The 25,381-nt window shown below is 36.4% G+C and carries 29 protein-coding genes; 13 read left to right on the plus strand and 16 right to left on the minus strand.

Features of this window, described 5'->3' with window-relative positions:
- Positions 1–273: 273 nt before the first annotated feature.
- Positions 274–2,331, minus strand: coding sequence for a M3 family metallopeptidase (locus JR347_RS08235; protein ID WP_205723572.1), 2,058 nt, complete (start codon positions 2,329–2,331; stop codon positions 274–276).
- Positions 2,332–2,799: 468 nt separating this feature from the next.
- Between JR347_RS08235 and JR347_RS08240 the strand changes: the two genes are divergently transcribed.
- Complete coding sequence (locus JR347_RS08240) at positions 2,800–4,335, plus strand: hypothetical protein (RefSeq protein ID WP_205723573.1); 1,536 nt, start codon at positions 2,800–2,802, stop codon at positions 4,333–4,335.
- Between the two features lie 224 nt (positions 4,336–4,559).
- Here JR347_RS08240 and JR347_RS08245 read toward each other — a convergent pair whose 3' ends face one another.
- Positions 4,560–5,177: a hypothetical protein gene (locus JR347_RS08245; RefSeq protein WP_205723574.1), complete on the minus strand. Its 618-nt coding sequence runs from the start codon at positions 5,175–5,177 to the stop codon at positions 4,560–4,562.
- A 103-nt stretch (positions 5,178–5,280) separates the two neighbouring features.
- Here JR347_RS08245 and JR347_RS08250 point away from each other — a divergent pair, with 103 nt between their 5' ends.
- Genes JR347_RS08250 through JR347_RS08260 form a run of 3 tightly spaced genes read left to right on the plus strand, consistent with a single transcriptional unit; the run spans position 5,281 to position 6,996 of the window.
- Complete coding sequence (locus tag JR347_RS08250; protein ID WP_205723575.1) at positions 5,281–6,291, plus strand: pirin family protein; 1,011 nt, start codon at positions 5,281–5,283, stop codon at positions 6,289–6,291.
- 37 nt (positions 6,292–6,328) lie between these two features.
- Positions 6,329–6,523 carry a hypothetical protein gene (locus JR347_RS08255; protein ID WP_205723576.1) on the plus strand — a complete coding sequence of 65 codons (195 nt, stop codon included), beginning with the start codon at positions 6,329–6,331 and terminating at the stop codon, positions 6,521–6,523.
- The gene (locus tag JR347_RS08260) at positions 6,520–6,996 is read left to right on the plus strand and encodes a nucleotidyltransferase (RefSeq protein WP_205723577.1); all 477 of its coding nucleotides are present in this window, start codon (positions 6,520–6,522) and stop codon (positions 6,994–6,996) included. The genes JR347_RS08255 and JR347_RS08260 overlap by 4 nt, the downstream gene beginning before the upstream one ends.
- Here the strand turns inward: JR347_RS08260 and JR347_RS08265 are convergent.
- The 5 genes from JR347_RS08265 to JR347_RS08285 are packed head-to-tail and all read right to left on the minus strand — an operon-like array spanning position 6,983 to position 11,448.
- The gene (locus tag JR347_RS08265; RefSeq protein WP_205723578.1) at positions 6,983–7,513 is read right to left on the minus strand and encodes an NADPH-dependent FMN reductase; all 531 of its coding nucleotides are present in this window, start codon (positions 7,511–7,513) and stop codon (positions 6,983–6,985) included. The genes JR347_RS08260 and JR347_RS08265 overlap by 14 nt on opposite strands.
- Positions 7,513–8,247 carry a head GIN domain-containing protein gene (locus tag JR347_RS08270; RefSeq protein ID WP_205723579.1) on the minus strand — a complete coding sequence of 245 codons (735 nt, stop codon included), beginning with the start codon at positions 8,245–8,247 and terminating at the stop codon, positions 7,513–7,515. Before JR347_RS08270 ends, JR347_RS08265 begins: the two co-directional genes overlap by 1 nt.
- Entirely contained in the window at positions 8,244–9,338 is a 1,095-nt protein-coding gene (locus JR347_RS08275; RefSeq protein ID WP_205723580.1) for an acyloxyacyl hydrolase, read from the minus strand. Before JR347_RS08275 ends, JR347_RS08270 begins: the two co-directional genes overlap by 4 nt.
- A gap of 41 nt (positions 9,339–9,379) precedes the next feature.
- Positions 9,380–10,111 (minus strand): 3-deoxy-manno-octulosonate cytidylyltransferase, encoded by a 732-nt coding sequence (gene kdsB, locus JR347_RS08280; protein ID WP_205723581.1) that lies wholly within the window; start codon positions 10,109–10,111, stop codon positions 9,380–9,382.
- Complete coding sequence (locus tag JR347_RS08285) at positions 10,111–11,448, minus strand: NfeD family protein (protein ID WP_205723582.1); 1,338 nt, start codon at positions 11,446–11,448, stop codon at positions 10,111–10,113. The genes kdsB and JR347_RS08285 overlap by 1 nt, the downstream gene beginning before the upstream one ends.
- 36 nt (positions 11,449–11,484) lie before the next feature.
- Between JR347_RS08285 and JR347_RS08290 the strand changes: the two genes are divergently transcribed.
- Genes JR347_RS08290 through JR347_RS08300 form a run of 3 tightly spaced genes read left to right on the plus strand, consistent with a single transcriptional unit; the run spans position 11,485 to position 14,061 of the window.
- Complete coding sequence (locus tag JR347_RS08290; RefSeq protein WP_205723583.1) at positions 11,485–12,156, plus strand: hypothetical protein; 672 nt, start codon at positions 11,485–11,487, stop codon at positions 12,154–12,156.
- Position 12,157: 1 nt separating this feature from the next.
- Positions 12,158–13,291 carry a LysM peptidoglycan-binding domain-containing protein gene (locus JR347_RS08295; protein WP_205723584.1) on the plus strand — a complete coding sequence of 378 codons (1,134 nt, stop codon included), beginning with the start codon at positions 12,158–12,160 and terminating at the stop codon, positions 13,289–13,291.
- Positions 13,291–14,061, plus strand: a complete 771-nt coding sequence (locus JR347_RS08300) for a TIGR02757 family protein (protein WP_205723585.1) — start codon at positions 13,291–13,293, stop codon at positions 14,059–14,061. Before JR347_RS08295 ends, JR347_RS08300 begins: the two co-directional genes overlap by 1 nt.
- Before the next feature lie 48 nt (positions 14,062–14,109).
- On the opposite strand, the gene pyrE is transcribed toward JR347_RS08300, so the two are convergent.
- Entirely contained in the window at positions 14,110–14,745 is a 636-nt protein-coding gene (gene pyrE / locus JR347_RS08305; RefSeq protein WP_205723586.1) for an orotate phosphoribosyltransferase, read from the minus strand.
- 93 nt (positions 14,746–14,838) lie between these two features.
- Here pyrE and JR347_RS08310 point away from each other — a divergent pair, with 93 nt between their 5' ends.
- Positions 14,839–15,558: an NUDIX hydrolase gene (locus tag JR347_RS08310; RefSeq protein WP_205723587.1), complete on the plus strand. Its 720-nt coding sequence runs from the start codon at positions 14,839–14,841 to the stop codon at positions 15,556–15,558.
- On the opposite strand, the gene coaD is transcribed toward JR347_RS08310, so the two are convergent.
- From coaD to JR347_RS08330, 4 genes are all read right to left on the minus strand, one after another.
- Entirely contained in the window at positions 15,543–16,001 is a 459-nt protein-coding gene (gene coaD / locus JR347_RS08315; protein ID WP_205723588.1) for a pantetheine-phosphate adenylyltransferase, read from the minus strand. The two genes, JR347_RS08310 and coaD, sit on opposite strands and share 16 nt — an antisense overlap.
- A 10-nt stretch (positions 16,002–16,011) precedes the next feature.
- Positions 16,012–16,899, minus strand: a complete 888-nt coding sequence (locus JR347_RS08320; RefSeq protein WP_205723589.1) for a DUF3822 family protein — start codon at positions 16,897–16,899, stop codon at positions 16,012–16,014.
- Positions 16,900–16,903: 4 nt separating this feature from the next.
- Complete coding sequence (locus JR347_RS08325; RefSeq protein WP_205723590.1) at positions 16,904–17,713, minus strand: hypothetical protein; 810 nt, start codon at positions 17,711–17,713, stop codon at positions 16,904–16,906.
- 76 nt (positions 17,714–17,789) lie between these two features.
- Entirely contained in the window at positions 17,790–18,272 is a 483-nt protein-coding gene (locus JR347_RS08330; RefSeq protein WP_205723591.1) for an NUDIX domain-containing protein, read from the minus strand.
- 80 nt (positions 18,273–18,352) lie between these two features.
- Here JR347_RS08330 and JR347_RS08335 point away from each other — a divergent pair, with 80 nt between their 5' ends.
- The 3 genes from JR347_RS08335 (at position 18,353) to JR347_RS08345 (ending at position 20,705) form a co-directional block, all read left to right on the plus strand.
- Positions 18,353–18,796, plus strand: a complete 444-nt coding sequence (locus JR347_RS08335) for a PaaI family thioesterase (protein WP_205723592.1) — start codon at positions 18,353–18,355, stop codon at positions 18,794–18,796.
- Complete coding sequence (locus tag JR347_RS08340) at positions 18,796–20,199, plus strand: ATP-dependent DNA helicase (RefSeq protein ID WP_205723593.1); 1,404 nt, start codon at positions 18,796–18,798, stop codon at positions 20,197–20,199. The genes JR347_RS08335 and JR347_RS08340 overlap by 1 nt, the downstream gene beginning before the upstream one ends.
- 77 nt (positions 20,200–20,276) lie before the next feature.
- On the plus strand, positions 20,277–20,705 hold the full coding sequence (locus JR347_RS08345) for a DUF1573 domain-containing protein (RefSeq protein WP_205723594.1): 429 nt from the start codon (positions 20,277–20,279) through the stop codon (positions 20,703–20,705).
- A gap of 57 nt (positions 20,706–20,762) precedes the next feature.
- On the opposite strand, the gene JR347_RS08350 is transcribed toward JR347_RS08345, so the two are convergent.
- From JR347_RS08350 to JR347_RS08365, 4 genes are all read right to left on the minus strand, one after another.
- Positions 20,763–21,329: an IS3 family transposase gene (locus JR347_RS08350; RefSeq protein WP_205723867.1), complete on the minus strand. Its 567-nt coding sequence runs from the start codon at positions 21,327–21,329 to the stop codon at positions 20,763–20,765.
- 302 nt (positions 21,330–21,631) lie between these two features.
- Positions 21,632–22,051, minus strand: coding sequence for a helix-turn-helix domain-containing protein (locus JR347_RS08355; RefSeq protein WP_205723595.1), 420 nt, complete (start codon positions 22,049–22,051; stop codon positions 21,632–21,634).
- A 61-nt stretch (positions 22,052–22,112) separates the two neighbouring features.
- A complete protein-coding gene (locus JR347_RS08360; RefSeq protein ID WP_205723596.1) occupies positions 22,113–22,493 on the minus strand; it encodes a DUF423 domain-containing protein in 381 nt (126 codons plus the stop codon).
- Positions 22,493–23,167 (minus strand): YggS family pyridoxal phosphate-dependent enzyme, encoded by a 675-nt coding sequence (locus JR347_RS08365; protein ID WP_205723597.1) that lies wholly within the window; start codon positions 23,165–23,167, stop codon positions 22,493–22,495. The genes JR347_RS08360 and JR347_RS08365 overlap by 1 nt, the downstream gene beginning before the upstream one ends.
- Positions 23,168–23,226: 59 nt before the next feature.
- On the opposite strand from JR347_RS08365, the gene JR347_RS08370 reads away from it, so the two are divergent.
- Positions 23,227–24,768 carry a GH3 family domain-containing protein gene (locus JR347_RS08370; protein ID WP_205723598.1) on the plus strand — a complete coding sequence of 514 codons (1,542 nt, stop codon included), beginning with the start codon at positions 23,227–23,229 and terminating at the stop codon, positions 24,766–24,768.
- On the plus strand, positions 24,741–25,379 hold the full coding sequence (locus JR347_RS08375; RefSeq protein ID WP_205723599.1) for a LysE family translocator: 639 nt from the start codon (positions 24,741–24,743) through the stop codon (positions 25,377–25,379). Before JR347_RS08370 ends, JR347_RS08375 begins: the two co-directional genes overlap by 28 nt.
- The last annotated feature ends 2 nt before the right edge of the window (positions 25,380–25,381 follow it).

Raw genomic sequence — 25,381 nt, forward strand, 5'->3', positions numbered from 1 at the left:
AGAATAAGTCTAGCCATGTTGAGCCAATTTAAAGTCATCCTGAGGCACGAAGGACCTTCCTAAGTTAGAACAACGAGTACGAAAAGTATGGTCAATCCAACTTAGTAAGATGCCTCCTGATGTCGGCATGACAGGCTCGATAAATATAAGCATCCTCATTCTCGGACTGTGTCTCAAAGACCGAAAAAGTCATTCTTCATAGGCTAATGTTGTTTTATGTGAAAACGGAACAGGCATTGAAGTGTCTTTTCAGATCTTTATATTCCTAATTCCTTATTCAAGCCCCAAGCTTTTTATATACGCATCATTATTAGACGGTCTGCCAAGAAAATCCTCTACCGCTTCCAATACTGGTCTTTGAATGCCATTAGCCAGTATAATATTTCGGTATCTTACGCCTGTTTTCTGATCCAATAAGCCATTTTTCTCAAATTGGGTGAACATATCCTGGGCGAATACATCCGACCACAGATAACCGTAGTAATATACAGGATGCGTGTTAATATGAATCCAGTTTGCCTGTGGATGTGTACCTTCGACATAACTATCATTTACACCTATTTTATCATAAACAGTGCTCCATAATTTATCGGTATCGTAAGGGTTTTCCGGGTCGTATTTATCATACAGCATCATGTCGTAGGTGCATCGGGTTAAACTGCCAATTGCTGAAAGACCTGAAGTTACATTCTTAGCTGCAACCATTTTATCAAACATTTCTTTTGGAAATACTTCACCTGTTTCGTAGTGCTTGGCAAAACTGCTTAACATTTCATAATCCCAAATCCAATTTTCAAATATTTGCGACATTGCTTCGCCAAAATCAGATTTGGTTCTACTCTGGTAGGCAAACTCGCCTTCATAGGCCATTCCATTCATAATATGACCAAATTCATGAAATAGGGTGCTCAGTTGACCATGGCTTATTAAGGACGGTAGTTCATCAGTTGGACGAGGGAAATTACCTAATAGCATGTTTACGGGTATTTCATAGCCTTCATCAGTTTGCCTGCCAGAAGAAAGCGGCACGCCATAAAACCAGCTTTCCTTGTTGGGCCTTGGATAAAGATCTAAGTAAAACTGACCTCTTAACGTGTCATTTTCATAAACCTCATACATTTCCACCTCTTCATGCCACACCGATGGATTTTCGACTTTTCTGAATTCATACCCGAGCAGTTGTTGATAGATTTCCATCATGCCTTTCAGGCAGTCGTCCATATTGAGATATTCTCTAATCTTTTCTTCGTCTACACTGTATTGGTTTTTAAGAAGTTGATTTCTGTAATACGAGTAATTCCATGAGGCTACAGGTTCATCAGAAGTCTCACCAGTTAATTTATTCCTAAAATCAATAAGCATTTGTTCTTCTTCTAATGCTTTGGGCTTAGATTTTTCAACCAGATCATTAATAAAACTCCATACACGATCTGGATTAGCAGCCATTTTAAAACTAAGATTATAGCCAGCATATGAATCATAACCCATCAATTTTCCTATTTCATATCGCTTTTGCACCAGCTCATTCAATATCTCTAAATTCTCTTCTGCACCTCGATTCGTAAATTCCATGTAATAGGCTTTTCGGGTTGCTTCTTTAGCTGCATTACTCATCAATTGGCTGTTCGTGGCATTGATGGCAGGTATTTCATATGAATTTTCTCCAACTGCATAGGTTTTTTTGAAATTCTCTGGCAGTCCTTCTGCACCTTCTTCATCTATTGTTATTGAACGGTTAGCGGTGTTCATATTGGTAGAGTAGTCAGACGTTAATTTGGTAATTTCAGAATTGAGGCTTTTGAATTTCTCCATCTTATCCTCTAGAAGGCCAATCCCTGACTGCTCAAAATCTTCAATAACCTGATCGATAAAACGCTTTCTATGCCCAGTAAAGGTGTTGTATGCTTCGGTTTTGGTGAACGATTTCATTTTGGAATACAGCTCCTTATCTAATCCAAATAGGTTGCCAATAGAATCTAATTTTTGATAGCTGGCTAAACCAGTAGTCCTAATTAATGAATCTGGTGATGTCCAATACAATAAAAAGAAACGATTAGAAGCCTTTCCAATATTTTCTACAATTCTATCGTATTCAACAAATGTATTTTCGAAGGTAGGCTCGGCATTATTCTTAATTTTTTCTACCCCCTCAACGGTCTGTTTAATGGTTAAAGCTGCAAATTCTTCAATATGTGCAGGCAATACAGCGGCAAAATCAGTGGGCTCATTTAGCTCCGTAATGAATGGGTTATTCGAAGGGGTGGTTTCTTCTTTTTGTGATGTGCAGGCTGTGACTACAAGAAAGAGGATAAGGAAATAATATACTTTCATTTTTCTGGGTTTGTAAAATAGAGTCTGAATTTAAGAAGTTAGTCTTTGTATTAAAAATGTATGCCTGAAATGGTGTTAGGTAAGCTTTCTATCTTTCCGAATTTCCTTTTTAGAATTATTTTAAAATGTAATTAATAAGAAATTGAGAAAGTAATTGAATTTTATTTACTGACAAATTGAAGAAGTATTCTTTGTTAGTACATTAAAATGAATTCAGAAATAATGTTAGTTGTAAGTTTATCTTACACTGATATAAATATGATGAAATAATTAAAAATTAACTCATACATATAAAAAACTAAAAAATTATAACATATTTAATATTAACCATAACAATAAAATGCAAATACTGATTTTTTAAATTTTTTGTTACATCACTTATTTTAAATGTGAATATTCAATGAGTGAATTTTGTGCTAGCGTGATTATACTTGCAAATTATTTAATATTCATTTTTCAAAAATAATTATGCAAAACACAATTTTTAGAGGTACTGTTCTACTAACTTATATCTTCTCATCGTTAATTTCTTGTAGTAGTGATGATGACGAAATTGACGTTTGTGCCAATGTTACGATTAATGTTGAATCATCCATTATTAATAATGGATCATTTATTGAACTAGATGCCAAAGCTAATGGAGGTGATGAACCATATACTTATTCTATTGATGGAATTAATTTTCAACCAAATACAAATTTTGTAGTTACAGGAGGTAATAACTTCGTGATAACTGCAAAAGATACAAATGGCTGTACAGGTGTTTCTAGTCCAATAGATATTAAAAAATGCTCCACGTTCAAAACCGAAGCCTATGTAGAGGCTACCGATGAAGGTTTTGAAATATTAGTAATAGCCAGTCAAGGTTTGGAACCATATGAGTATTCAATCGATGGAATTACCTTTCAAACATCAAATAGATTCAGTGTTGATAGTGATGTGGAATATACATTAACAAGTAGAGATGCTAATGGCTGTAATTCAACAGCTAAATTACCAAGCTTGAGTCAATGTGCTAATATTGAGCTTTCAGCTGAAATATTAAAAACACAAGTAGGTTATATTATTAATCTAGAAGCTTCAGGTGGAACAGCTCCATACACTTACACTATTGATGGTCAATTATTTAAAGAAATAGGCTCATTTTCTGTCGGTGATGAAGGGAATTTTTTAGCACAAGTAATAGATTTTAACGGATGCTTAGCATCATTAAATATTGTTGATCAATCAGCTCTAAGCATTTCATTCATTGACGATCACCAATTGTTGGATGCGTCTGATATAGATAATGCAAAATTGATTTATGATCTTAAGGCTAATATAGATCAAATAGCGGTAGTAGAATTAAATTTAAGTTATGCTAACCCTGATAGAACTTTTCAATCAGATACAATTCCCATATATATCTGGAACTATAACGAGTTTAATAATGGTGAATTATTAGCCTTGGAATTGTCTTCTCAAACAATAGCTACTGCTTTGCCTTCAATTTCTGATCCGGGGAATTTACAATATGGAGATTCATTAAGTGTAAGTTTTAAGACAAGTTTAGTGGAGGGTGCTATTTTTCTACAAGACACTGAATTAACTGGGTTAAATCAAAACGAATACATTAAATCTTTTGATGTCTACGTAGGGTGTAATTCGGATAAAACTTCGGTAGAAGGTGAGTATACTAGCATGATTACGGAGTCAAATTATGGTGGGTTTATTAATTCAACAAATGCCGAGGTATTAATTAAGTTTAAAGGACCAGAGCCATACAGATACGAAATTAGTGACGTAACGGCCTTAGCTTATGTGCCATTTGGAGGGCGAGCTTATCCAGCTGATATTTATTTAGATGAATGTGGTAAACCTATTATGCTGCCAGCAAATACATTCGGAGGTACAACCCAAGTGGGACAAGGCTCGTGGAATCATGAAACAGGTGAATTGAGTCTCCCACTATTCGAAAGTTTTAACGGCCTTAGCTGGACAGTTGAATTTCTGAAAAAAGACTAAAATAATGAGACTAAAATAATTGAAAGCCATTTATCAAATTGATAAATGGTTTTTTCGTTAATTTATTTTACTACTCTCCGTTATTTCCCCGATATAATAATGAGCGATTATACTTTCAATTAAATTATCCTTAAAATAATATCACTCGCTCACATTAAATTTAAAATCACCCTCCCGCCATTTCTTAAACCAAAGTTCTACCAGAGATTTAGAATCCATAAATTTTAATTAGACGTAGAAGTAATCGACTCTTCCAGGCAATCTTCCAAATCGTTTTGAAGTCTATCAATTTCCAGGTCTTTTTTATAGAGCGCATCCTTATGCTCAATTTTCTTAAACTCCATTTGTGTACTTTTATCAAAAGCGTATACCAGCAAGCCAATAATCATAATAGTTTGGATGATGAGCATGGTTAAGGTTCTGTTTCCTACTTCATCATAATTGAGAATAAATCGATCGTACACATAAATAGAAAATAGAATGGGAACGATGGATGTGTGCAATACAATAACCCATTGTTTGCCCCATAAGCCCGCAATATCGTAAAATGTAATTGGCATGGTTAGGATCAACATTGCCGCCAGAATTTTAATCAACTCAAAGGCTGTTATCTTTTCTTTAGATCTAACTCTTAATATCGAAATGGTAAGAATGCTAAAACTCACAAAAAACCACATGGCCTTGGCTGCAGCTTCATCCACATCCTGGTAAATAATATCACCCAGAAAAAGGATAAGGTATAGCCCTGAAAGTACTTTTAAGTAATTGGCATGCTTGCTTTTTACATTGTAAAGAATCACCCCAACTAAGGCATAAACAAAGTTTGCATAGACGTTGTCCATGAAACTAAGTTAGTAATAGAGCTAATTTAAACAAGTAGAATTTTACAAAAGGAATCTATTAACTTAGTGATGGCTTACATGTTTAAATATCAAATCGAAAACTATGTCATCTATCAAAAAGGTAAAACCTCTCAATTTTCCATGGGAAACAAGCGACCCATTTTTATTCTGCGTGCATCATGCTGATAACTACCCGAAAGGCAATGAAGCTATGGGTCCTGATGCATCTCTAGCAGGCAGAAATATAGGTCAGGATTTTACAATCAAAGATGGGTGGCGAATGTATCATGGAAGTAAGGTTCCAGGGTTTCCACCACACCCACACAGAGGCTTTGAAACTGTTACTGTAGTGACCAGAGGTTTTATAGATCATTCAGATTCATTAGGTGCCACGGCAAGGTTTGGTAATGGTGATGTGCAGTGGATGACGGCCGGAAAAGGGCTTCAACATTCGGAAATGTTTCCACTATTAAACAGAGATAAACCAAATCCTTTAGAGCTTTTTCAAATCTGGCTAAATCTGCCAGCAAAAAGTAAAATGGTGGAACCACACTTTGGTATGCTTTGGAATGAAACGATCGATAAGATTGATTATTCCGATGAGAATGATAATGGCACTCAGGTCACATTAATTGCTGGTAATTTAGATGATTATAGTGGTCCACAAATTCCACCTAACTCATGGGCTGCTGATCCTAATAACGAGGTGGCAGTCTGGATTATAGATATGGAACCAAATGCCGAATGGACTATTCCAGCTGCCAGCGAAGGGCTCAATAGAACAATATATTACTTTGAAGGTGATGGTTTAAATGTAGATGACAAAGAAATTCCATCATATAACGGGGTGGAATTGTACTCAGAAAAAGAATCTGTCCTTAAAAATGGTGATCAACCAGCCAGATTGTTGCTGCTTCAGGGCAGACCTATTAATGAACCCGTTGTTCAATACGGTCCGTTTGTGATGAACTCGCAAGAGGGAATTCAACAGGCTATGATGGACTATCAAAAAGATCAGTTTGGTGGTTGGCCTTGGCCCGAAGCTGAACATGTTCATGCAAGAGAAAAAGGCAGGTTCGCCATCCATGCAGATGGTAGGGAAGAGGTGAAGTGATTAATTTGTATAATTATTCTAATTTTAAACAATGAGAATGATTCGAAAGCCTACATTTTCTGGTAAGTCAGCCAATAAAGATGAAGAAGACATTCTTTTTTGGGCTTATGAAAAAACGGCAATTCAAAGACTTGAGGAGTCATGGAGGTTAAATTGTTTGAATCACCAATTAGATCCAAATACTGCAAGGATGGAGAGGCGACCTATTTCAGCCAGTAAAAGATCTTCATGAGCATATTTAATAGTGATTTCAAAGAGTACATTTTACTCCTGAATAAACATGGAGTTGAATATGTATTAGTTGGCGGAATGGCTGTCAATATTCACGGCTATAGGCGCTCTACTGGTGATATGGATATATTTGTAAACCCAACGAAAACTAATCATTTGTTACTGAGAAGAGTTCATGCTGATTTTGGTATGCATATGGGTGATATGGAGAATATTGATAATTTTCTTGATACGAAGAAATTTGATGTTTTTACCTACGGTGTAGCGCCGGTTCAAATAGATGTTCTAACTGCTTGTAAAGGAATTACGTTTGATGAAGCTTACCAGAATGCAATTGAATTTAAACTTGATGAAAATTTGGAATGTAAGGTAATCAGCTATCGAGAACTAATTGTAGCAAAAAAAGCTGCCGGTAGATTTAGAGATAAAGCAGATATCGAAGAGTTACAAAGGATTAAATCTAAAAACCAATAATCTTCTCTACCTGCTCATCCAACAAGGCTTTGTATAGTGGGTTGGTGATTTTGCCATTTTCAAAATTCTTTTCGATATGGGAAAGCTTAGGTTTCAGGGAAAGTACCTCTGTGCCGCAGTAATGGAAGATATCAGTTAAGTGACTTAGCGCTAACCCTGCACCTTGTATGCCAGAAGAAACACCTACTAATGCGCACTTCTTACCTTTAAACGTATCTGGAAATTTAAGGCCATCAATAAATGTTTTGAGCACACCTGGAAAAGAACCATTATATTCTGGCACGATAAAAACGAATTTTTTCGTTTCAGCCATTAACTCTCTGAAATGGTTGAAATGCTCATTTTTGCCAGCCATTTCATATAAGGCGCTAAAGGCAAAGTCGTTAGGTAAATCAGATAAGTCTATTAACTCGTTAGGACAGTTAACAGCATCTAACAAACCCTTATACAAATTGGCTATTTGATAACTTACAGAGTCGTTTCTGTTTGTACCGCACACAATAGTAATTTTCTCCATTAGTTTGTTCCGTTAATTAAATTACCTCTGTCCTTAACCTCTACAGAAATTTCTGCCGGCACTTGACCAACATAAATTAAATCACCTGTGGAATTGAGTTCTCCTGTTAATTGATTAGTCACATTAACAATAATATCATTAGAAGAGTTATGAATGACTCGTGCATTTGTGCAGATAAGATTGGCACCTTCAAAACGTCCGTCACCCGAAGAAAATAATAAGTTCAAATCACTCACATTACCATCTAGTAAGTAATTAGTAATTTCATTAGAATCAATGGAAAGGCTCTCACTATTTAAGGATAGCTCAATAATACCATTACTGGCCTTCGATTTGAGACTCAAATTAGGGTAAGTAAGAGTTCCATTCGAACGAATAATACTACCACCAATTATTTCAATAAAACTGATATTAGGGTGAGTAATCTCGAGTAATGGATAATTATAATCCCTAGTCCATTTGCAGCTTACCTGATTTGTTATTTCTAATAATGAGCCGGAAAGGGTAAAATCAATATCATTTAAAAGGTTTTCTCCGATGGTTAACTTTACTTCTCTCGTTGGCCCCTCAGTTAAAATTACATTGAACTCATTATTTATGAGTAGTGAATTGAAATCTCCAATATCAATAGTACGAGTTACACCTTCTCCGCTTGATTTAAGGCAATCAGGTGAATCGGCATCATTACAGCCAAAGAACAAAATGGTTAATATGATGGCGAAAATTCCTCTCATTTAATTCTGTAACCTATGGCAAACTCCATGGCCTCCGCTTTCGCTGAATGTGATTTCACACCAATCGACCCAAATATGTGATCCCCAAAATATCTTCGGAGTTTTAACCTTACATAAACTGGTTGAAATGCTTTGTATGGATCATACACATAATAACCGGCCTGCATCATTATTGAAAACTCATTCACCATCATTTCATGGCTCAGCACTAAACCAACGCGCTTGAAATCGGTGTCAGGGTCCACTTCATCGTCATATTTTATTTCTTCTTTTAATGATTCTGAATAGAAGAGCTCTAATCCGGCACCGAATCTACTTTTATGATTTACTTTTTTGTCAACAATACCAGTTAAAACAAAGAATGGCTTTGTGCCGGCACCAATTTTCAAACTTTCATGAGCACCACCAATGAGTATTACTGAGTAACCAATAGGCCTGTTTTCCAACTTAGGTTCTTCCATATAGTTGAAAGCTCTTCTTTGGTAATCAAAGGTATAGTGTAAGCCCACATTGGCACCGAAAATGTTAATACCAGAGTTAGGTTTTTTTATTGCACCGTTTGAAAAGTGAGTTACCGATAAGGAAGAGTTTAATGCAAGTCGTTCACTAAGCTGATATTGGTGAGCGAACTGAAATAGAACTGCGCCTGTCAGATCGGTGCTAATCACATTGTTTTGATTGTTAGTTTCCCGATCATATTTTTCAGTGGTATAACCTGCACCAAAACCGGCTTTAAATTGAAACTGGCTTTTGGCTTCGCGTTTACCTCTCAAATAAAAATTAAAATGGGGTAGAAGAGCCAATGTTTTTCCAAGTCGAGCATCACGGTAATCCATGTAGATAAAGGTTAACCCTCCATCGGGAAAGTTATATCGTTGCTGCCAGGCTTCATTACCGTGCGAGTGGCGATTATATACTACTCGAAAACCCATCGGGTGATCGGTAATTAAGTGCGTAATTTGTGGTTTATGTTCATAAATAAACCCTCTAAACACTTCAAGGCCAATAGATCTATTAACCCCTTCACCATCTTGTGAGAAGCCATTAAAACCTGCAAGCAGAATTAATAGTGTAAAAAGTGTTTTGCGCACGCCTTTTAAATTTGGCTGCGAAAATACATTGAAATTTATCTTTATAAAAATTGGGACACCTTCTTTAAATCCTCCGGAGTGTCGATGCCTATGGAGCCAATATCTGTCTCAGCAACATGGATAGAATAACCATTTTCCAGCCATCTGAGTTGCTCTAATGATTCAATGTTTTCGAGAGGCGAGGGAGGCAGGTTAGCAATAATTTTTAATATATCAGTTCGGTAGGCATAAATACCGATATGCTTGAAATGATTATTTTGTCCTACCCAATCTGACTTTGCATTTCTTCTGTCATAAGGCACTGCCGATCTTGAAAAATATAGTGCCTGACCATTTACACCTTTCACACACTTTACAACGCTTGGATCAAATAGTTCTTCTTCAGAATCTATTTTCTTAACCAAAGTGGCCAATTCTGTATCGCCATCGAGTAACGAAGCAAGTAGCTCAATTTGCTTGGGATCAATAAAAGGCTCGTCACCTTGGATGTTTATCGCATAATCGAAACCCGCCTCTTTTAGAAGAACTTCATTACAGCGATCTGTGCCACTTTGATGATCAGCTCTCGTCATGCAAACATTCCCACCAAAATCTTTCACTACCTTTTCAATATCCGGATGGTCAGTGGCTACTATTACTTTAGATAAACAATGCGCTTTTGAAGCCTGCTCAAACACCCTTTGAACCATCGGTTTACCACCAATATCTGCTAATGCCTTTGCAGGAAAGCGAGTAGATGCATATCGTGCGGGTATTATTCCTACAATCTTCATTAAGCCTTCAATTTTACTTTTAATGAGGTGCCTTCATCACTAATAACTACTACTTCCGATCCTTTATCTATATAATCTCCGCGTGTGTAGGCATCATATAGCTCATCTTCAATTATTATTTTTCCACTTGGTCTTAAAACTGTATGTGCAATTCCTATTTTGCCAACCATGGATTCCTTATGGAAACTGCTGGTGTAACCCTCAGTTCTATTCATTGTATCAGTGAGTGCAACTCTCGCGAAGAATTTTGAATCCGTAAACTTAACACCCACAATAAAGAGCATAGCTAGCCCTCCAAAAATTCCAATAAAAGCCACAACTGCAGCTATCACAATATCGTCAATATCTACGAAAGTGAAATCAAAAGCATCATTATTGAGCATAACTAAAATCAGTGAGCCTAGTGTAAAAGTAATACCCAATATTCCGGCTATCCCAAAGCCGGGGATTACAAAGACTTCAAACCCAATGAGCACCAACCCAACAAAAAATGCTATGATTTCCCAGTTTTCCGCTAACCCATTTAAGTAGTAAGGCACAAAGTATAGTATTAGTGCAAGTAAGGCGGCTGCAATTGGAAACCCTACTCCGGGTGTTTGCAGTTCAAACCATATGCCACCTACAATTACCATTATTAATATACCACTAATAAAAGGGTTTAAGAAAAAGGCTATTATCTCTTCAGATGTGCCTAATTCATAATCGATACGTTCGTAATTCTCAACGCCATTTCTTTCAAGTATTTCTTCAATGCTGCTTACCTTTGCTTCGCAGAAGCCATATTTTATCGCCTCAGAGGTTGAAAATGTAATTACATTACCTGCTTTTGAAATACTGTCTATTTCAATGGTTTCGTCTACCATTCCTTCCGCTATTCGTGGGTCTCGTCCATTTTCTTCTGCGATTGAACGCATGGTGCTTCGCATGTAGGATTGATACTTGTCCGGTGCAGCTTCACCTGATTGAAAAACCACCGTTGCAGCACCAATATTTGCACCTGGCGACATATATATACTATCACATGCGATAGAGATTAAAGCACCTGCAGAGGCTGCATCTTTATTGATGAAAACCCAAATTGGCTTCTCGAAGTCCATAATGCGCTCAACAATGTCCTTAGCATCAGTTACAGCGCCACCGTAGGTGTCCATTTCAATAATCACATAATCGGCCTTAATTTCTTTGGCATGCTCCAGCGCAAGCTCTGTATACCTATTTGTGCGGGGGTCAATTTCAGCCTTTAGCTCCATAACCATAACTTTTGGCTTTTCTTGTGCGAAAGCACTAAGAACTAATAAAAATGAAATAATAAAGGCAAAGCTTTTACGCTGTCTCATAGCATGTATTTTTGTCTAAATTAATGATAATAACTCTTGGCAGGAAAACTGAACCTCATCTTTTCTTACAAATTTGAACTATCAATATGGAAATATGTCATTAGTCAATCTGGTACTTTTTTAGTCTTCGAATTACGCTCTGATAAATCAGATGAAGTTAGGTTTACTTATTATGATTTAGTAGAGAAACGACTAGTTGAAATTAATCTTAATGAATCAGATTTTAGAACAACATTGTTTGAAATAGAGGAAGATCAGATTTACTTTAAAAAGTATGATGCTGGTGCAAATCCGGTTATTCAATCAATATTAAGTTGGGATCGCAACTTAGCTAGCACAAAAGTATTACCTTCAGATACAAATGTAAACCGTACCGAAAATAGATTAATATCTCCATCGTTATATACGGCCATCAATGAGCATTATCCATTACTCGTTTCATTTATAAAATCATTAACAAATGATGAGCCCAATAATAAAGGAATTGAATATTTGGAATGGAACGATTATGTGGTGGTTTCGTATTACACTGGAGAAAAAAGCATGGCTAACTTTTTGCTTGTAGTGAATAATAATAAGGAAATTGTCGTTCATGAACAGCTGGGAATTAATCTTTTGGGAATCGGGCAGGATACGTTCACAGTTGACGGTAACAAGCTTATATTTGTAAAAGATAATTGTGAGATTTTTATATATCAATATGAATAAGATGCGTAGTTTTTTCATTCTACTTTTTTGCGCAGTAGGTCATTTTGTTTTAGCTGAGTCAGTTTTAATAGATTCAATAGGTCATAAAACTGAAAATGGTACTGAATACATAGTTCATCAAGTTGAGGACGATGAAACACTTTACTCGCTTTCAAGAAAGTATGATGTACCTATTTATGAAATTATTAAGCATAACCCTCCAACTGAATTTGGCTTAGAAAAAGGTCAAATTTTGAGAATTCCCAGATTAGCGAAAAAAGAGGCAAAGAAAGAAGCCACGTTGGCCATCATCAGAGATGAAGAACCACAGGTAGAGCAACAAACAGAAGCAGTGGCCAAGCCCCCAATGAGAGAAGAAAGGCCTCCTGTAGAAGTTAAAACTAATACGGAAGAAGTAAAACACATTGTGGAAGAAAAGCAAACGCTATTTTCAATCTCGAGAATATATGATGTGAAAGTAGATGAGATAAAATCATGGAACGGACTTACTTCCAATAGTCTGGATATTGGTCAGGTGCTTATAATCAGGAAAGGCAAAAAACAAGAAACTACTGGTATTAGCTTCTCTGCCAAACAGCACGAGGTGAAACCATCGGAGACATTATTTTCTATTTCAAGAATGTACAATGTTACCGTGACGGATATCAAAAATTGGAATTCGCTAGTGTCTAATGAAATAAGTATTGGGCAAATGCTATTTGTGGAAAAACCGGTGGCAGCAGATACTGCGGTAGTACAAAAGCCAAAGGAAGAATCAGTTAACACCAATACACCGGTTAAGGTAACGATCAACGAGCCTAAAGAAGAAATAGAGTCTATTGACACCACACGATACAATGTTAAACCATTACCCACACCTAATTTTGAAGAAATTATTGAGTCAGGCTTAGCCGAGCAGATTGAAGGCTCATCAAATAACAGAAAGTATCTTGCTCTACACAAATCAGCCAAAATAGGTACGATCATTAAGGTGAAAAACGAAATGAACGATCAGGAGGTGTTTGTTCGTGTGATAGGGCCATTACCGAAAACGAGTGTGAATGATAACATGGTCATTAAAATATCAAAAACTGCTTATGAGCGCCTTGGTGCCATTGACCCACGCTTTAGAGTCACTATCTCTTATATCCCGTAATGACGGACGAACTCAAAGAGTTTCTAAATTATAAGGTTGAAGAATATAACCAGCCAGGTTTTATTGTTAACGATCCTATTTCTATACCGCATAGATTCACTAAAAAACAAGATATAGAAATTTCAGGATTTTGGGCTGCTACCTTAGCATGGGGACAACGCATTACCATCATTAATAAATGCACGGAGCTTTTTGTTTTAATGGATAATGCTCCACACGATTTTATCCTCAATCATCAGGATAGTGACTTGAAGCGATTTGAAAATTTCAAGCACAGAACCTTTAATGCAACTGATACACTCTATTTTATTGAGTATTTTAAAAATTTATATCAGCAATACGATAGTTTGGAAAGCGCTTTTATCATTGGGATAGATCAACATTCTAAAAATGTAGAAGCAGGCCTATCTTATTTCAGAGAACAATTTTTCGCTTTACCTTTTGCTCCTGAAAGAACCAAAAAACACGTGGCTTCACCATCCAGAAATTCTGCTTGTAAGCGTATAAACATGTTTTTAAGATGGATGGTAAGAAAGGATAACAAAGGCGTGGATTTTGGGATATGGAATAAGATTAAACCATCTCAGTTGGTTTGTCCATGTGATTTACATGTTGATAGAGTAGCCAGAAAACTAGGGCTAATTACCAGAAAACAAACCGATTGGCAAACAGCTGTTGAGTTAACTGAAAAACTAAAAGAGCTGGATCCAACCGATCCTGTGAAATATGACTTCGCCTTGTTTGGGCTGGGGGTGGAGGAGAAGTTTTAGATATTTACTTAGTTCCCCTCTCAAGAGGGAGAGAAAAATAGGTATTATTTAGCCCCAATTGGCCGGATCTTGTCTCCAATCCTTTAGTGTATCCACCTCATTTTGTTTGATATAACCTATTTCCAATGCCTTCTCAATCATAGCACTATAGTTACTCAAACAAACAAGACGAACATTCTTACTTTCAAAGTTTTGCTTGGCTAAATCAAATCCATAGGTGAAAATAGCCGCCATGCCGAGCACCTTAAAACCAGCTGCAATCAAATCATCCGATGCTTTAAGAGAACTTCCACCTGTAGAAACCAAATCCTCAATAACCACCACTTTTTGGCCCGGTGTTACCTTTCCTTCAATCATGTTTTCCATTCCATGACCCTTAGGTTTTGAACGAACATATATAAATGGTAAACCAAGTTCTTCTGCCACTAAAGCACCTTGTGGTATGCCAGCTGTTGCCACTCCCGCAATACATTCTACTTCAGGGTAGTTACTTTTAATGGCCTTAGCCAGTTCATTTTTAATAAATGTCCTTATTTCTGGAAATGACAGCGACAAGCGGTTGTCACAATAGATTGGTGATTTCCAACCAGAAGCCCATGTAAATGGTTCTTGTGGCTTTAATTTGATGGCTCCTATTTCCAGAAGCTTACTGGCAATTTCTAATTCTGTTGACTTAGCTGACATGGTTGCGAAATTATTCATTAAAAAAATCAATATCTATTGGCACGCTAATAAATTTTACATTCATTTGTGAGTCATAATCATTAATAAAAATAGATGAATCTCTTCATCAACGACATTCCCGTTCAGATTTTAGATGCTCTTCATAAACCTGATAAAAGGGATTTTAATACCATAATCAATGCTGAAGTTGAGCCAATTACTAAGGCCAAGCTTTTACATCGTGTGTGGGTAAAGAATGCTAAAATTGATGAAATAGAGAAGATTTTAGATGTGTTAGACACCACGAGCCTAAGTGGCCTTATTTCGCTCACACTAACGGTAGAGCATTATGATATAGTAAAGACTTTTCTCAAAAAGAAATTTAAAATCATAAAAGCTGCCGGAGGTTTAGTGCGCAAAAAGGATAAAATACTAATGATTTACAGGCTTAAAAAGTGGGATTTACCGAAAGGTAAATTTGAAAAAGATGAAAAGCCTAAACAAGCGGCTCAACGCGAAGTAGAGGAGGAGTGTAATATTAAAGTGAATCTACGTGAAAAGATTTGCACTACCTGGCACACTTATACCATGAAAAAGAAGCAAATTCTTAAGAAAACAACATGGTACTCAATGGATATTGTCAGAGATAAAGATATGATGCCTCAAATTGAAGAAGATATTGAGGAAGTAAGGTGGATGACACCAAAAGAAGTTTTTCATGCCTTAGAGCATTCCTATAAATCAATAAGTTTTGTTTTTGACCGATACTTTGCGCAGGAAAAAGAGAAGGCCAGAATAAAGGAAGAAGCGGAAAAGACTCAATCTAACGTATAAGGCAAAAATTCTTCTACACCACCCTTATATTTATGAACCTCCCGAATAATTGATGAGCTGATAGCTGCAAACTGTGGCGATGTGATGAGAAAAACAGACTCTAATTCATCATTCAGATATCTATTTACCTGAGCGATACTGTTTTCGTACTCAAAGTCAGTAGTATTTCTTAATCCCCTTAATAAGAATTTAGCGTCATGCTTTTTGGCTAATTGAGCTGTTAGTTCATTATAAACGATAACACTGACATTGGGGTGGTTCTCAAACGTCTTTTCGATGTAGCCCACCATCTTATCGATATCAAAATATCGATTATGCTTGTTGCTGTTATGACCAATTCCAATAATAATTTCATCGAAAAGCTCTAATCCTCTTAATACAATGTCTTCGTGCCCTTTTGTAAAGGGATCAAAGGAACCGGGAAAAATAGCGACTTTTTTCATTTAGAATCGATCAGGAGCACAAGTGTATGCTGTATAAATCTAAGAAGTGGTGATCTTGTACTTCATCGAAAACAAAGCCATATTTTAAATATTCAGGCCTGTCGCCAAATGAAATGTTTTTGATGTACTTGTAAAACTCATTGTAATGAGGCGATTGCTTACCAATGTAGCCCCACATAACCACCTCTGTATTTTTTTGTGATTTACTTAATCCATTGATAACTAATAAGATATACCTGATATACTCGTTAAACTGCTTAATTGTAAACTGATTATAATATTCTAACTCACCGTTTTTTAATGAGAGAATGTGCAGTTTAAAACGATCTATGTATAGATAAATAGAATCCTTTTTATTGCTTTTAGAAAAGTTAATTACTCCTTCAATCAAAGAGCTTGACTGATGAACAAAGCCAATTTCAGCATTTGGATATAACTGATTTAACCAGTTGTAAATTATTTTGCTAATCGCAAAAACGCAGATGGCGTCTGATTGTATGTGCTTGTAATAAAGTACTTCTTCGGTCTCTGTGTTGATCTTTGAATTAAGTTTCAAATAATCAACAACTGCTTCTTTCACAAATAATGAAGAAGGAACAAGCGAAAACTTGGTGTTTTTTATACTAACCTTTACAGTTTTCCAGAAGCCTGCCATAAGCAAATGATGCCCCTCAAAAAGAGAAGCAAGCATTTGCTGAAGTTCTTTATAAGTTTTAACGCTTGCTAAAACATAATCCTCTAAGAGTAATACCCTATTGTTTGTGGAATCAATAATCGAAACTTGTAAGTCTCTAACTCCAATTTGAAGCAACAGGTTGTATTGATGCAAGTTGTCTACATCAAACTTCGCATCCTTAATCTTTTTAATTAGCTTATAACCTGCTGTTGTCGTATTCAATGAATTATTCCCAGTTACCTGAAGTAGTTACATCTGTTTTAGAACCAAATCTCAATGGTTTTCTATTCTTAGACTCATTATCTTCCTTACGAGTAGGGTCAAATGGTTTTGGGTTCTTTACTTCAATAACATCCACGAAAAGATTGCTTCTTTCAATCTCATCTGCATAAATATCGAATTTAACGTCTTCATAACCAGGTACATATGCAATTCTGCTTATGTCAATATTAGGATCAAATTTAATTTCTTCTAAAGACATCAAAAGGTCGCCTTTTGTAATCTGAGCACCAGGCTGATATCTTTTTCTACTTTTAACTTTACCAGACTCTTTGAATTTATGGGTAACGTTTTTACCATTTTGATTTAACACGTAAGCCGGAGAACCTTTAACAGCGTCATCACCGGGAGCAGCTTCAAACCTTACGAATACACCATCATTGGCGGCATTAACGTTATGGGTAGTTTTAAAAATTCTTTCTTTAGCAGTGATAATTCCCAAAGTATCGTAAGTTATAATACTACTATCAGCACCATAGCTTAAAGTAACAACTCTTTCTTTTTTCTGAATAATTGGAAATTTACCATTCTCGATAAAATCTATTAGTTTATCCCAATCGCTTGTATAATTACCATGTACTTCCTGGTAAACGATTTCAGCTTCTCTGATAAATTGCAATTTTTTAATGACAGCTGCTTCTCTTTCTGATATTAAAGCTCTCTCATCCATCGTGGATTTTACGCTATTAACAAGGAAAGCACCCATGCCTAAACTGGCAACTAAGAAAACAATAGATAAAATTTTAGTAACGTTCATTAGTATTTATTTTAGAATGCAATTATAAGTCTTTTGAAAAGTAAAACATAATGATTTTACTCGCTAATTACCGCAATTATTGCCATAATTTAAAATAGCCCCTAAGATTTAATAGTTTATTTTCTGATAAATTCTTGTGTAAAATAGTATGCTTTTTTGAAATAGGTAATTCACTTAATTCCTTAAAAGTCACAAATCGCACATCTTGTATAATTTGTTCATTCTGATCATGCTCGGGATCAAACCCTATTTTTGGTTCAAAGTCATTTAAATCAATGGCAAAGAATAACTCAATGGCGTGTAGTGGGTTCTTGTAATATTCATTTACAAATAGAAATTCTTTTACCCGACAGGTTAAGCCAGTCTCTTCTTTTATCTCTCTGTTCAAAGTTTTTTCTGCGTTTTCACCGAAAATCATCCCACCTCCAGGTGGCGACCAAAACTCGTTTTCTGAATTAAGTCCTTTGTGATTTACAAGCAGTATGGAGTCATTTTGAACACATATGCCACATACTCGAATTCTAACTTTATCACCATAGGTTTTATTAACAACATCCATACAATAATATTATTCAATATATTCTGATATGAAAAGGCTTCGGCATAATGTTCTTTTATATTTGTGCAAATTCTAATAGTATGCAAGTTTTCAATCCTGATTATAAAAGTCTCATTAAGCAACATCTGGAAAAGCAGCACTTCATGAAGCATATTGGCTTTCAATTAAGTGTGATAGAACCTGGTATCATGGAAGGTACATTAAAACTTGAAGAACATCACAAACAACAAAGAGGGTTTGCTCATGGAGGGTTGGTGGCTACGCTAGCAGATATTACGGCAGGGTTTGCAGCTTACTCATTAGTTCCACCAGAACATCATGTGGTAACAGGAGAACTGAAAATATCTTATCTCAATCCTGGAGTAGGCGAGGAGCTTTATGCAAAAGGCTGGGTATTGAAACAGGGTAAGAAGATTAACTTTTGTGAAGCAGAAGTATGGAGTATTTCTGGTGATGAAAGGGTATTGATAGCCAAAGCTTCCGCAAGTATGATTACCATATTTCCTGGAGATTTTAAGAAATAGTGCCTAAGCCTTCAGAAATATTAAAACAAAAATTTCCTTTTGAGCCAACATCTGATCAGGCTAGAGTTTTTGAGGCCATTGATACACTTATCGATTTGAAAGATGCTCTGGTTATAAAAGGATATGCAGGAACAGGTAAAACCACGTTGATAAGCACCCTGGTGCAGGTATTACCATTATTTAACTATAAGTACGTTTTGCTTGCACCTACAGGAAGAGCCGCCAAAGTAATGGCTTCCTATTCAGGTAGAATGGCATTTACAATTCATAAACGTATTTACAAACAAGCGAATAAAGACGCATCGGGCCCAGTCTTTAAAAGGCAAAAAAATTATTCTAAGAAGACGATTTTTATTATTGATGAGTCCTCGATGATCAACGAAGATGTTGGTTTTGGGAAAAAGGGTCTTCTGACCGATTTAATGGAGTATGTTTTTTCAGAACCTACTAATAAGCTAATTCTGGTTGGTGATAACGCCCAGCTCCCTCCGGTAGGTCAGATTGATAGCCCGGCATTGGATATTAACGTTCTCACCTCAGATTATAAACTTGATGTTGTTGAAGTATTACTCACGGAGGTGATGCGTCAGGAGTTGGAATCAGGCATTTTGTATAATGCTACTAACTTGAGGCAAGAACTGGCTAATAAGGCGCCCAAGGTGGGTATTGACATATCCTTCTCTGACATTTTTAAAATGACAGGGCAAAAACTGGAGGATGGTATTCGATATGCCTATGACAATGAAGGCGTTGAAAACACGGCCATTCTATGTCGCTCGAACAAAAATGCCAATGCTTACAATCAGTATATTCGAAATAGAATTTTTTTCTACGACTCCGAAATAGAGGCAGGAGAATACCTGATGATTGTGAGAAACAATTATTTGTTTGGCCCTGAGGAAATAGGTGGAGGATTTTTAGCCAATGGAGATTTTGTGGAAGTTATGAAGATCGTCTCATTTGAAGAGATGCATGGCTTTAGGTTCGCCACATTGGAATTAAGACTAACAGATTATCCTGACTTGAGAGCTTTTGAAGCAAAAGTGATTTTAGATACTCTTCATTCAGAAACGCCTGCATTAATACAAGAGCAAAATGAGGCACTTTACCAAAGTGTAGCACTTGATTATGCAGATTTGAAACAAAAAGACAAAAAGGAGGCGATGAAAACCGACCCCTACCTTAATGCATTGCAAATTAAATTTGCATATGCAATTACCTGTCATAAAGCACAGGGCGGGCAATGGCCTTTGGTATTTGTTGACCAGGGTTATTTAAAAGAGGAAACAGTAGATCATGATTTTATCAGATGGCTTTACACGGCCATTACACGAGCTACTAAGCAGTTGTTTCTTGTGAACTTCAATAGGCAGTTCTTCGTTAAAAGCTATCAGAAGTCTTAACGTTTTGTTAAAAACTAGCAAGATTATTGTTTGTTTGTAGGTAAGATTATATTTGTAGACGAGTTAAATTAATAAGTATGAAAACTTTTATAGTATTTATTTTCGGTGTGTTCATGATCTATGGTGCAGTAGCACAAGAAGCGAATGAAAATGTATCAGGTCCGGAAATCACATTTCAAGAAGAACAGTTTGATTTTGGTGACATACACCAAGGTGATAAGGTAGAACATGTTTTTGCATTTGAAAATACAGGCACTGAGCCTTTGATTATTACAAATGTTCAAACTACTTGTGGCTGTACTGCTCCAAACTGGCCTAGAGATCCTGTAGCTCCAGGGCAGTCAAGTGAAATTAAGGTGGTATTTAACAGTACAGGTAAAATGGGGAGGCAGCACAAAGTGATAACTGTTGTGTCCAATGCAACCACTCCAACCAGTAAAGTTGCCATCATCACAAACGTTTTACCGAAGGCCGAAGAAAAGCCGGTTCAGGAAAAAGGAAACTAAGGGAATTGAAATGACCCGTCCTAAATAAGCATTACAGTTTTTAGGATAAATTAAAAGTTAAATATAAGGAGTAGCAGGTGTTAACTTGCTACTCTTTTTCATTTTATAGGTTTTTATTTTAATACTAGATTGTTGATGCATTTGTACAGGTGTTCTCATCATGCATGAAGAATGAGGCCTGAACTTATTGTAAGTATATATACTTTCTTTAATCAGCTGCCTCATATTTTCAATATTCAATTTGTAATCAAGTAAAAACTCCTGCTTGATAATTCCATTAACTCGTTCTGCAACAGCATTAGCATAAGGATCATAACTTTCAGTCATGCTACATTGCAGATTATTCTTTTTTAAGGCCTTTTGATAGCCATCACAACAGTATTGAAAACCTCTGTCAGAGTGATGAATCAATGGCTGATCCTGGTAACTCCTATTCTTTACGGCCATTTTTAATGCCTTTAAAACTCCTGTTGATTTTAAGGAATCACTAAGGTCATATCCTACAATTTTCTTTGAATAAGCATCTGTTACTAAGGCCAGATACATGGGATAGTCTCTGTTACCTACGTAAGTGATGTCAGAGACCCATATTTGTTCCGGTCTTATTGGTGTAATACCTTCAATGAGATTTCAATGTTTCCAGAACCGATGATGAGAGTTAGTGGTGACATGATAAGCTCTTTTTGGCTTAATAAGCATATGATTTGCTTTTAATATGGCAAAGAGCCGATCCCTACCAACACCTAACACTCTAAGTTCATCGGTTAAAAGATAATACAGTTTCCGTGTGCCAATCCTTGGCTGTTGTATTCGAATTTCTTCAACCATTTTTATCACTTTTTCAGCTGTTTGTTTTCTTTGAACACTTGAACGTTTTGCTCGATAATAAACCTGTCTGTTTACCCCAAACAGTCTACAGGTAGCCGTTAAGCTTTCTTGGTATTGTTCTCTGTAGAGGTCGACTGTTCGGGTGAAGAGTTTTTTCGAATAGGGATAGCATATTCCTTCTCTGCCAAATCAATCATCATATCAAATATGATTGACTTCTGATCTGATTGAGCCAGTTGGTGCTCTAATAGCTTTTTCTGCTTTTCAAGCAACTTAACCTTAGCTTCGAGTTCCATCACCTTTTGTTCCGGGGTCTTGGGCATATTGGACGGTGTTTGGTTTTCCCAATCAAAGCTACCATATTTTCTCAACCAGCTCATAACGGTGGATCTAGCTTGGATGCCATACTTACGTTGAGCTGCTCCTGTGGATAATTCGCCTGATTCTACTTCTTTAACTACTTGAAGCTTTAAGGATAAGGTGTAGTCCTTCTGGGTTCTTTTTACATATTCTCTCATTACACATTCTTTTGTGTAACGCTATTTCAGGACGAGACAAAAATTAAATATTTAAGCCTGGTCAGTTTTGATCAGGCTTTTTTGTTGCTGCAATAAATAACATTAACCAGCCGCCAATAAGCATTAGTCCACCAATGGGAGTAATGGCACCTAATATTGTTAGTTGAGAAAGACAAAGGGCATAAAGAGATCCACTGAAAATGAATATTCCTGCTAAAAATAAATTAGCAGCGTAATCTAAAAATTTACTTTTCCACATTTGTTGCAAAAGGCCAATTAGCAATAGTGCTAAAGTATGGTAGAAATGGTACTTAACTGCGGTTTCAAAAGTGTCTAGCCTTCCTGTTTCTGTTAAAAATGTATTGAGTCCGTGTGCACCAAATGCTCCGATGGATACGGCTAAAACACCTAGTATGGCAGCTGCTTTTATTGATTTATGCATTAATTATAATTTCTTTCTCCAAAAATTGCACTCCCAACTCTAATCATGGTACTGCCTTCTTCTATGGCTATTTTATAGTCGCCACTCATGCCCATAGAAAGCTCTGTTAATTCTACATTGTCAACTTGAATATCACTTCTTGTACTATTAAAAAGGTCAGCCAAAAATTTAAATTCTCTTCTTATCTGATCTTCATTATCAGTGAAAGTGGCCATTCCCATTAGTCCCACAATTTTAATATGATGGAGTTCAGGTAATTCTACAGAATGTAGTAACTCATACAATTCATTTTTGTGCAGCCCAAACTTAGTATCTTCTTCAGCTATGTGTATTTGAAGCAATACATCAATAACTCTATTATTTTTTTTGGCCTGTTTATTTATCTCTTTTAGAAGTTTGAGGCTATCAACTGAATGTATGAGACTAACATAAGGGGCAATGTATTTAACCTTATTTCTTTGAAGGTGTCCAATCATATGCCATTGAATATCTTCAGGAAGTTCACCTTGTTTTTCGGTCATTTCCTGAGCTTTATTTTCTCCAAAAATGCGCTGTCCGGCATCATAAGCCTCTTTTATATCACTAATTGGCTTTGTTTTACTTACGGCAACCAACTTGCAATTTGAAGAGCCTAATGAATTGATCAATTCTTCGATGTTATTTTTAATATCCATTTGATAACTTTATCATTCCTAAGGTTGGGAACAAAGTAAGAAATTTTAAATAACACACTATGCCTATTCTGGGTACTTTGTTAAAAAGGGGAATAAGAATTAGAGAAAGTTTAGAACAGGATTATACTAACCCCTATGATTTACAAAAAACCGAATTAAAACAATTGCTATTAACTGCTAATCAGACTCAATTTGGTAAGCATTACTCATTTGCAGAGATATTAGCACATTTTAAGTCTAACAACCCCAAGTCCTTCTTTGAAGCATTTAAGAAGCATGTCCCCATTCATAATTACAATAAAATGTATAACGAGTGGTGGCACAAATCAAAACGGGAAGAAAAAAACGTTACATGGCCGGGCAAAGTCAAATATTTTGCACTGAGTTCAGGTACTTCAGAAGCTGCTTCAAAATATATCCCAATAACAAAGGATATGAAAAAGGCCATTCAGAAGACGAGCATTCGGCAGATATTAACACTTTCTAAATATGACCTGCCACCTGAATTCTTTCAAGGTGGTATTCTAATGTTGGGAGGCAGTACGCACCTGAATAAAAGAGGCAGCTACTTTGAAGGCGATTTAAGTGGCATACAAGCAGCGCAACTTCCTTTCTGGTTTCAGCATTTTTACAAACCGGGCAAGAAGATATCCAAAACAAGGAATTGGGATGATAAATTGAATGAAATTGCCACGAAAGCACCAGAGTGGAATATTAATATAATTGTAGGTGTACCTGCCTGGATACAAATTCTCATGGAGAAAATTATCGCCCATCATAGTGTTTCTAACATCCATGAAATATGGCCTAACTTAAATGTATATGTTCATGGCGGTGTATCTTTTGACCCGTACAGAAAAGGGTTTGAAAAGCTGTTAGGAAGACCAATTCATTACATAGAAACTTATCTGGCCTCCGAGGGATTCCTTGCCTTCCAGTATAAACCAAATCATCGTGCCATGCGATTGGTTTTGAACAACGGCATTTTTTACGAATTTATCCCTTTTGAGGATCAAAATTTTGATGAGAATGGTGAGTTGAAAGCTGACGCCCAAACATATATGATAGATGAGGTCGAGAATGGTAAAGAATATGCCGTTCTTTTATCTACCAATGCCGGTGCCTGGCGTTATATGATAGGTGATGTAGTGAAAATTATTTCTAAAGAGGAATCAGAAATAGTGATTACAGGCCGAACAAAACATTTTCTAAGTCTCTGTGGTGAACATCTTTCAGTGGATAATATGAACAAGGCGATAGAAATGGCGGCTGATGAGCTGAACATAGAAATACCGGAGTTTACGGTAGCGGGAATTCCTCACGGTACATTATTCGCGCATCACTGGTATGTTGCGAGTGATAACGAGGTCAATCCGGCAGAGTTAAGAGATGTTATCGATCAAAAGCTTAAAGATTTGAATGATGACTATGCTGTTGAGCGTACAGCTGCTTTAAAAGATGTGATAGTAGAAGTGCTCCCAGTAAGGAAATTCTACGATTGGATGGAAGCCAGAGGTAAAGTAGGCGGCCAGAATAAGTTTCCAAGGGTATTGAAGGGCCAGCTACTGGAAGAGTGGACTACATACATCCAGAATTCTTAATGGCTTTACTTAATGGACTAATTTTTGGTTTGACACTGGCCGTTATGTTGGGGCCGGTATTTTTCACACTGCTTCAAACTAGTCTGGAAAAGGGCTTTTCTAAGGCAATAATTGTGGCAGTTGGTGTAAGTGTAGGAGATATTATACTTATCTTATTGGCTTACTTTGGTTTGTCAAAACTCATTGGTTTTAATGAGAATAAAATGATCATAGCATATGCTGGGTCAGTGATATTAGCCCTCTTTGGTGTGGCTAGTATTATTAAAGCTAGAAGACCATTTAACCCTAAGCTTAATACCACCCCAGAAGTAAAAGGCTTCTTCCGATTCTTTTTCAAAGGCCTGTTAATTAATGCGATCAGCCCATTTGTGCCCATATTTTGGATTGGCACAATGAGTTTAGCAACTGTAGAATATAACTATTCAGGCACTACCTTATTCGCATTTTTCGCCACCATTATTGCAGTTGTATTTTTAACCGACCTTCTCAAAGCTTTTTTAGCAAACAAATTGAGCGTGCTTATAACATCTAAGGTTATGCGCATTATGAATATTCTGGTTGGCATCATATTGATTGCCTTTTCGATAAGAATGGCTACCTATTACCTCTAGCT

The organism is Fulvivirga lutea, from assembly GCF_017068455.1.
Lineage (GTDB): Bacteria > Bacteroidota > Bacteroidia > Cytophagales > Cyclobacteriaceae > Fulvivirga > Fulvivirga lutea.